This is a genomic window from Brevundimonas diminuta ATCC 11568 (assembly GCF_000204035.1).
In the GTDB taxonomy this organism is placed as follows: Bacteria; Pseudomonadota; Alphaproteobacteria; order Caulobacterales; family Caulobacteraceae; genus Brevundimonas; species Brevundimonas diminuta.
The window spans coordinates 88,428-93,254 of the sequence record NZ_GL883084.1; the positions used below are offsets into that span (position 1 = coordinate 88,428).

Annotated in this window: 5 protein-coding genes; 2 read left to right on the forward strand and 3 right to left on the reverse strand. The window is 69.8% G+C overall.

Annotation, left to right across the window (positions count from 1 at the left end):
* A partial coding sequence (locus tag BDIM_RS00470; protein ID WP_169312108.1) for an amidohydrolase family protein occupies positions 1-1,347 on the forward strand: 1,347 nt, incomplete at its 5' end.
* A gap of 7 nt (positions 1,348-1,354) precedes the next feature.
* On the opposite strand, the gene BDIM_RS00475 is transcribed toward BDIM_RS00470, so the two are convergent.
* Complete coding sequence (locus tag BDIM_RS00475; RefSeq protein ID WP_244911875.1) at positions 1,355-2,299, reverse strand: MBL fold metallo-hydrolase; 945 nt, start codon at positions 2,297-2,299, stop codon at positions 1,355-1,357.
* A gap of 69 nt (positions 2,300-2,368) precedes the next feature.
* Entirely contained in the window at positions 2,369-2,983 is a 615-nt protein-coding gene (locus BDIM_RS00480) for a superoxide dismutase (protein WP_003163596.1), read from the reverse strand.
* Between the two features lie 194 nt (positions 2,984-3,177).
* On the opposite strand from BDIM_RS00480, the gene BDIM_RS00485 reads away from it, so the two are divergent.
* Entirely contained in the window at positions 3,178-3,366 is a 189-nt protein-coding gene (locus BDIM_RS00485; RefSeq protein WP_003163598.1) for a hypothetical protein, read from the forward strand.
* A 15-nt stretch (positions 3,367-3,381) separates the two neighbouring features.
* Here BDIM_RS00485 and BDIM_RS00490 read toward each other — a convergent pair.
* A partial coding sequence (locus BDIM_RS00490; RefSeq protein WP_040344690.1) for a hybrid sensor histidine kinase/response regulator occupies positions 3,382-4,827 on the reverse strand: 1,446 nt, incomplete at its 5' end.

The window sequence follows — 4,827 nt, forward strand, 5'->3', positions numbered from 1 at the left end:
GGCGCGGCGCCGATTATCGGAGGGCGGGTGGTGGCCGTGGACGGCGTCATCGCCTGCGTGGGCCGCGCGGCCGACTGCCCGACGCCGCCCGGCGCCGCCGTCATCGACGCCGGCGACGGCAGCATCATCCCCGGCCTGATCGACCTGCACGTCCACCCGCGTCCGCACTACTACGGCTGGTTCCTGGCTTCGGGCGTGACCACGGTGCGGTCGGCCAACACCACAACGGAGATGGCCCGCGCCCTGAACGACCTGCCCGCGCCGCACGCGCGGCTGGTCTGGGCCGGGCCGATGCTGGACGGCGAGAACAGCATCATCAAACGCTTCTATCCCGAGGCGACGCCGGACGCGCCCTCGCCCGCGCGCGCCGCCGACGGCCCCTCTCTGGACGGCATAGAACTGCTCATCGCCGCGACGCCCGCGCAGGCCGTCGCCGCCGTCGACGCCCTGGCCGCAGAAGGCGCCGACTGGGTCAAGCTGTACGAGCAAACGCCGCCCGACGCCTTCGCCGCCGCCGTCCGACGCGCGAAAGACCTGGGGCTGCCGACGATGGCCGACCTGGGCATGGCCTCGACCCGCGGCCTCAGCGGCGCCGAAGTCGACCTGCTCCAGGCCGCCGCCCTGGGGCTGGACAGTCTTGAACACGCCAGCGGCGCGGCCCTGGCCTATCGCCGGCTGGGCGGCGATCTGGAGGCGGAAAGCCTGGATCCGGCGCTGATCGATCAGATGGCGCGCGCCCTGCTGGCGGCGGATACGGCGCTGATCCCCACCCTGTCCGTCTTCCATTTCACCGCCGAGACGCAGTCGCCCGATCCGGTGCTGACCGATCTGCCGCTGGGCGATGCGGCAGGGACGGTCCGCGACGGTCTGGATCAGCAATGGCGCGGCGTGCATCAGCATTTCCACGCCGATGCCGAGAGCAACAGCAAGGCGAGGCAGGACGCCCGCGTCGGCGCGGCCGTAGCCCTGCGTCTGGCCCAACTGGGCGGCCGCATCGGCGCCGGTTCGGACACGCCCGCCGGCGCCTACAACCTGCCCGGCGGAGGCCTGCACCTGGAGATGGAGCTGATGACCCGCGCGGGCCTCAGCCCCTTGCAGGCGCTGTCGGCCGCGACGGGAACGGCGGCTGACATCCTGAAGCGCGACGACATCGGCCGCATCGCCGTGGGCCGCCGCGCCGACCTGCTGATCGTCGAGGGCGACCCATCGCGCGATATTCGCGACACGCGCCGCCTGCGCCACATCGTTCTGGACGGCCGCGCCTATGCGCCGGACGCCCTGAAGCGTCAGGCGATCACGGACGGCGAGGCGCGGCTGGCGGCGCTTCTGGCGGAAGAAGGCGACTGAGCGCCGATCAGACGGCGGGCGCCGCCTCCGCGACCCAGACGTAGCCCTCGCCCCGGCGCTCGATCCGCCCCAGGCCCGGGAAGGGGAAGTGAACGCCGTACAGACGCAGCCGTTCGGTCGCGCCGCGCTCAAGGATCTCACGCCGTGTCGCGGCGCCTACAGCGCGGTCGCTGTCCCAGACCAGCGCCAGGTCGGGACGAGGAACCGAAATGATGGAGCTGTGCAGGGCGTCGCCGAGATAGAGCAGACGCTCGGAGCCGGAGGCGATTTCATAGCCGGAGTGGCCCGGCGTGTGCCCCTTCAACGGCACGGCGCGGATCGAGGGCGTGACCTGCGCGCCCGGCTGGAAGGTTTCGACCTTCGACTTAATGGCCGCCACCAGAGGCCCAGCCCCGTGCGCTTCGGCGCCGGCCTGGGCCGCGTCCCATTCCGGCGCGCTCATGCGGATCACCGCATTGGGAAAGACCGGGGCGCCCTCGGCGTCGACCAGGCCGCCGACATGGTCGCCGTGGGCGTGGGAGATCAGAATATCCGTCACCTGCGCCGGTTCGACGCCCGCAGCCCGCAGCGAACCGACCAGCAAATTGGCCGTCCCCATCTGACCGCCCGCCCCGGCGTCGATCAGCACCACGCGATCGCCGTCGCGCACCAGCAACGGCTGCACCGGCAGATGGACCGCATCCGTCGGCGCGCCGCCCGCCGTCAGCAGGGCGGTGATCTCTTCAGCCTTGGCCCCGGCTTCGACCCACGGGGTTTGCGCCACCGGCACGACGATCTCGCCGTCCCGCAGAGCCGCCAGCTTCAGCTCGCCCACCGTAAAGGGACGCACGTCGGGCGAGGCCGCGGCGACGACCGCCCGTCCCTGCCCCTGTTCGTCGGACTTGGGCTGCTGCTGGCAGGCGCCGGCGCCGATCAGAAGACCCAGCACAAGCCCCGAAGCGGCCAGTTTCAAATATGGTGTCATCCTCGCCCCCCCGAAAGAAAAACGCCCCGCCGGGATCGGCGGGGCGTCTGGTCTGCATCAGCCCTTGGCGGCTTCGTACAGTTCGTTGACCTTGTTCCAGTTCACCACCGACCAGAAGGCCTTGAGGTAGTCGACCCGGCGGTTCTGGTACTTGAGGTAGTAGGCGTGCTCCCACACGTCGGCAGCCAGCAGGACGGCGCCCTTCTCGGCCGCGTCGTCCATCAGCGGGTTGTCCTGGTTCGGGGTCGAGGTGACCTTCAGCTTGCCGTCCTGAAGGATCAGCCAAGCCCAGCCCGAACCGAACTGACCGGCGCCGGCGGCGTCGAAGTCAGCCTTGAACTTGTCCATGCCGCCCAGTTCGGCGTCGATCTTGGCGGCCAGTTCGGCCGAGGGCTCGCCGCCCGCGCCGACCGGGGCCAGCAGCTCCCAGAACAGGCTGTGGTTCCACACGCCGCCGCCGTTGTTGCGGATCGGCTTCGGCAGCTTGGACATGATCGCGAAGATGTCTTCCAGCGACTTGCCCTGCGCCTCGGGCGTGGCGTCGACGAACTTGTTCAGGTTGTCGACATAGGTCTGATGGTGCTTGTCGTGGTGGAAGGTCATCGTCTCCTTGTCGATGGCCGGCTCCAGCGCGTCATAGGCGTAGGGCAGCGGGGGCAGGGTGAAGGCCATGGGAGACTCCTCTTTACGGCGTTTGATTCCTCTGGACCCTATCTAGGGCCGCGCGCGCCAGACCCAAGCCTTGAACGTCGCCTTTGTTCACAATTCTCGAGGCGAAACCGCTTTTCGGAACCGAAAGCGCGAAACAGCCGTTTCCCGAACGCCCCAGACCCTCTTTTCAGGTCGCTTACTCAGGGGGATGCGTCATGCCTGATCGCGCCTCTTCGCGAAACGCCCTGCTGTCGGACGCCGAAGCAGAAAGCCTACGCCTGCAACTGCTGGAAGTGATTCCGCGCCTTCGCCGCCATCACCTGCTGGACCTCGCCGACACCCTGCATGAGGCGGCGCGGGAACGGCGCTGGTCGCCGGAAGAACGGCTGGACATGAGGGCCTGACGCCCTCGCCCGTCGTCAGCCTGCGTGCAGTTCCTGCTTCACCCGTTCAGCCAGGGTCTTGATGTCCAGCGGCTTGGGCAGGAAGGACACCCCGACCTCGTCCTGCAACAGATCCGAAAAGTCGCTCTCGGCGTAGCCCGAAATGAACATGACCGGGGCGTCGCCGAGGAAGGGCCGCGCCTTCCTGAGCAGCGAAGGCCCGTCCAGCCCCGGCATGATGACGTCTGAGATCAGCATGTCGATCTGGCCCGCCCACTCCTCGGCCAGGATCAGGGCCTCCTCGCCATCGGCGGCCTCGATCACCTCATAGCCGCGCTGGCGCAGCAGGCGGGCGGCGATGCCGCGCACGGCGGCCTCGTCCTCCACGAACAGAATGCGGCCCGCGCCTGACAGGTCGCGCGGCGCCTTGACGACCTTCTCGACCACGGGTGCCTCGACCAGTTCCTCAGCCGTGGCGGCGGGCAGGAAGATGCGGAAGGCGGCGCCGGCGCCGTCCAGATTGGCGACGGTGATGTGGCCGCCCGCCTGCTGAGCGATGCCGTAGACGGTGGCCAGACCCATGCCCGTCCCCTCGTTCACCGCCTTGGTGGTGAAGAAGGGCTCGAAAATCTTGTCCAGCAGGGCCGTCGGCACGCCTGGGCCGGTGTCCGACACCTCGATCAGGGCGACCTCGTCGGTCGCCTCGCGCCAGCCCATGTCGCGGGCCTGAGCGCCGGTCAGACGGCGGGTCTTGATCGTGACCACGCCGGCGCCGGGTTCGACCACGCCGCGCATGGCGTCGCGGGCGTTGACGGCCAGGTTCATCACCGCCGTCTCCAACTGGCTCTTGTCGGCCAGCACCAGCGGCAGGTCGCGGCCGTAGTCGGTCTCCAGACGCACGTCCTCGCGCAGCAGGCGGCGCAGCAGGACGGCGAACTCGCCGACCAGCTCGCCAAGATCCAGCCGCTCGCGCCGCACGGTCGACTTGCGCGAGAAGGCCAGCAGCTTGCGCACCAGATCGGCGGCGCGGATGGCGGTCTGGCGGATCTCGTTCAGCCCTTCATAGGAGGGATCGCCGACCGGGTGGCGCTCCAGCAGGCCCGACAGTTGCAGTTGGATCGCCGTCAGCAGGTTGTTGAAGTCGTGCGCGACCCCGCCCGCCAGCTGGCCCACGGCCTGCATCTTCTGGGCCTGCGACAGCTGCAGCTCCATCGACTTCTGCGCCGCCACGTCGAACAGCCAGACGCGGCGCCGGTCGCCCTCGGGCGCGACATAGAGGTGCAGCTGGCGATCCGGGTGGGCGCGGGCGATCAGCTCGATCGGGCCGGACGACCCGGCCTCCAGCTTGGTTCTGGCCTCGGCCACGCCCGCCGGGTCGAACAGATGGCCGAAGGCGGCGTCGCCCGAGGCCGCCGGGCCGGTCAGCAGGGCCAGGGCCGCGTTCGGCTCCTCGACCCGGCCCGCGAACAGGTCTTCGCCGCC